This window comes from Methylibium rhizosphaerae (assembly GCF_006386545.1).
Taxonomy (GTDB): Bacteria; Pseudomonadota; Gammaproteobacteria; order Burkholderiales; family Burkholderiaceae_C; genus Pseudorivibacter; species Pseudorivibacter rhizosphaerae.
The window spans coordinates 1-2,988 of record NZ_SWAR01000090.1 but is presented as its reverse complement, the minus strand read 5'-3'; the positions used below and the strand labels follow the sequence as shown (position 1 = coordinate 2,988).

The window sequence follows — 2,988 nt, the reverse complement described above, 5'->3', positions numbered from 1 at the left end:
CACGCTGAGAAGCATCGCCCAGGCCGCCTATGGCGACAACCGCCTGTGGTGGAAGATCGCGCAGGCCAACGGGCTGAGCGGCGACAGCGACCTGCGGGTGGGCCAGACGCTGAGCCTGCCGAGCGCCACGCCCAGCTACAACGCGGCCGACAGCTTCAAGCCGTATGACCCGGCCAGCATGGGGGCGGGGGCGCAGCCGCACCTGGTGATGCCCGAGGGCGGCTGCGGTGTGGTCGGGCAGATCGTGATGATTGTCGTGATCATCGTCGTGACGATCTACACGGCCGGAGCGGCGACAGCTGCCGCGGGGGCGACGTTTGGACAAGTGATGGCTGCAGGCGCAACAGCCTTGGCGAGCGGAAGTGCCGGAGTAGGTGTGGCGGTCGGCTCGGCCATGGCTGGCAACCTTGCGGGGCAGGCGTTCGCCAATGCGGTCGGCATGCAGGACGGCTTCGACTGGAAGAGCATGGCCGTGAGCGCAGTGAGTGCGGGCATCTCGGCCGGTATTGGCGGCGCCATTGGAAACGTCAGCAACAACGTCTACCTCAATGCAGCCGTGCGTGCCTCGATGACCAATGCGATGACTCAGGGCGTCGCAGTGGCCACAGGCCTGCAGGAGAGGTTCAGTTGGCGCGGCGTTGCGGCAGCTGCCGCGTCGGCTGCAGTCGGCGAAGCGCTGGGCGCTGAAGCACAGTACGACGACGATGGCAACCTGATGCCCGCCATCAATGGCCAGCAGCCCCGTTGGGCTGGTACCGGGCCCTTGAGCGGCCTGCAGTCGATGGGCCTTGCAGGCCAGTTGGCTGCCGGCACGCTGCGGGGAGTGGCGACAGGCCTCACGGCAATGGCAGTACGCGGCGGCAAGGTCGTGATGCAACAGGTCGCGGTGGACGCGTTTGGCAATGCGTTGGGCGAGAGCTTGGCGCAGGCTGCTACGAGGCCGAGCCAGACAGAAACCCAAGGGGTCGGGCCGTACTCGGACCTGAACTACCGCAACGGCTCGGACATTGAGAGCGACCTGGCCTACGAGGCGCGGCGCAGCCAGGAATGGATTGGCCAGAGCGATGCCATTCAGGCGCGCCGGATGAGCGAAGCATCCGCTGCGGTAGCGCAAGACAACTTCCGGATGACCGAGCGAGCCTATAGGCAGGCCACCGACGAAGGCGCCATCGTGCGGCCGGGTGACACGCTGGACCGGCTGACCGGCGGCAACAAGGAGCTGATGGGGCGCTACAGCTCCGGCATGGGGCTGCGCAGCATGAACGAACTGCGCGCCGGCCAGCGCATGGTTGCTGACTGGGGCATGAGCGCTGATGACGCAGTGGCGAGCAGCAACCGGTTCTATGCGGCGAACGCGAGAGCGCAGGCGGCAGCGAATCGGCAGCGCTGGGATGACATGCAGGTAGATGCTTGGGGTGGCAGGACCGGTGAAGGTGGGCCCGTGTGGCACGCTGGCGCTCAACCCGTGGGGGCAGTGAGTGCTACTGACATGAGGCCACCTGCCGACCTGCCTGGACTGCTTCTGAGAGCCAATAGCCTGCCCTCTAAGCCAAACTTGACTCGCGAGGATGTGTTCGCGACACGCGCCGAACTTGCGAGGGCGTGGGCAACAGTTGAGGATCCCATACAGAGAAACTACCTCATAGGTGCGATGACCAGCGTGCGCCAAGCAGGTGGGCAAGGTGGGTTGCTCACTCCGCAAGAGTTGATGAACGACCCAGGCGTGGTTGAGGCGGGCCTCGCGGCTGGGATGTTCAGTGGCAGCAATGCGACCAACGTGCCGCGCAGTTCGATGCCGGGGCAGGCTTACACGGGCCAGACCTTCCGCTCAGCGTTCAGGTCTCATGTGTCAGCGGAGGAGCCCATGGAACTGTTTACCAACAAGTTCCCCGAGCACGAAATCGACGTACCCAGAATAGTGCCGAACAGTCGGCTGTCGCGGATAAGCGGGAACTACAACTACGTGGTGCTGGAAGACGGTGCCCTCGTGGTCGGGAAGACTGGGCATACGAGCTTGACTGGTGGCAATCCAGTTCAAGCCGCAGGGGAGATTCAGCTATACAACGGGAACGTTAAGTGGCTGGACAACGCATCGGGGCACTACCAGCCAACGGGGGCGAACATCGGTGGTATCGCCGAAAGAGCGTTCCAAAATGCTGGATTGGACACGGCAGGGAAGTTCGTTCCAAAGATCTGGGTTGCTGACCCAACCCTACCAAGAGGTGGCAAATGGGTACCGATGAACTGATCAAGCGAGTCGAGGAAGAGTTGCTCGGGGCTGAGCATGTGCTCTGCACCGAGTTCTCCTTCGACTTGGCGGAACCGAACTATGTGCGATGCCTGGAACTCATTGGGGGTGCACCGGAACTCAGGCCACAGTTCGAAGAGCTGCTCATTGCACTGTTCAAAGACCGGAAGGTCAGCGATGAGCCAATTGCTTACCTGATGCACAAGCTGCGGTGGCCAAAGGTGCGGGAGTGGATGGAGGGGCAACTGCGTGAGATGCCAGATGCCATCGCGACTGGTGCTCCATTCGAGAAGGTGATTGCTGCATACAGCGACAGGTGGGAAAACCGAGAGTTTTACAAAGAGCTCTGACGATGGCGCCGGCTGCAGCGTGCCGATTCGATGTTCCAGTTGAATGGTGCGGTTATTGAGCAGGCAGGTAGGTCTAACAAAGACTCAGGCCTCGGCATCGCGAACATGAGACGAAGGGCCGCAGCAGCGGCCCTTCGTTCATCTCACTGTCGCGCTGGTTGAACTCACCTTCCGATCTCGATGAGTTCGATGTCCTTGCGCAGCAGGTCGTTGACGAGGGTGGAGAGGGCTATGCCCTTGGCCTGGGCGAGCTTGGCCAGCGTCGCTTGCACCTGGTCGTCGAGGTAGACGGGCAGGTTCAGCCGCGTGCCGGGGCGGTGGAACTTGCCGCGGGTGCCCTTGGAGAAATCGATCTCGCTGGGCAGGTCGTCGTCGTGGTCAGTGGCTCGC

Annotated in this window: 3 protein-coding genes; 2 read left to right on the top strand and 1 reads right to left on the bottom strand. The window is 62.9% G+C overall.

Annotated elements, in window-relative coordinates; all coding sequences use genetic code 11:
- Both E8D38_RS27320 and E8D38_RS27315 read left to right on the top strand, forming a co-directional pair.
- Nucleotides 1–2,248, top strand: a 2,248-nt coding sequence (locus tag E8D38_RS27320) for a LysM peptidoglycan-binding domain-containing protein (protein WP_140637431.1), incomplete at its 5' end; no start/stop codon positions are given.
- Nucleotides 2,230–2,598 carry a hypothetical protein gene (locus E8D38_RS27315; RefSeq protein ID WP_140637430.1) on the top strand — a complete coding sequence of 123 codons (369 nt, stop codon included), beginning with the start codon at nucleotides 2,230–2,232 and terminating at the stop codon, nucleotides 2,596–2,598. The genes E8D38_RS27320 and E8D38_RS27315, both read left to right, overlap by 19 nt.
- 164 nt (nucleotides 2,599–2,762) lie before the next feature.
- On the opposite strand, the gene E8D38_RS27310 is transcribed toward E8D38_RS27315, so the two are convergent.
- Nucleotides 2,763–2,988, bottom strand: a 226-nt coding sequence (locus tag E8D38_RS27310) for a hypothetical protein (protein WP_219851883.1), incomplete at its 5' end; no start/stop codon positions are given.